The 278-nt window shown below is 60.4% G+C and carries 1 protein-coding gene; it reads right to left on the bottom strand.

Annotated features, from left to right (window positions below):
* On the bottom strand, nucleotides 1-278 hold a 278-nt coding region (gene ribA / locus QMX84_RS26410; protein WP_282365160.1), incomplete at both ends, for a GTP cyclohydrolase II RibA.

Genomic DNA, 278 nt, shown 5'->3' with positions numbered 1-278 from the left:
GCCCAGACGCTCGTAGGCTTCAACGGTGTCGGCCCCGCCATCTTGCACTGCGTAAGCGCGCACTTTGTTTAACAGACAAATGCCACGGCCTTCCTGACGCAGGTACAGCAACACGCCACGACCTTCGCGGGCGATGGCCTGCAAAGCGGCTTCCAGTTGTGAGCCGCAATCACAGCGCTGGCTGAACAAGTCATCGCCGGTCATGCATTCGGAGTGCACCCGGCCTAATACCGGAGCACCGTCTGCCACGTCGCCCAAACTGAGCACAACGTGTTCAC

This window comes from Pseudomonas sp. PS01297 (genome assembly GCF_029959305.1).
Taxonomy (GTDB): domain Bacteria; phylum Pseudomonadota; class Gammaproteobacteria; order Pseudomonadales; family Pseudomonadaceae; genus Aquipseudomonas; species Aquipseudomonas helleri.
The sequence above is the reverse complement of the archived record's forward strand: the minus strand, read 5'-3'. Positions and strand labels throughout refer to the sequence as shown.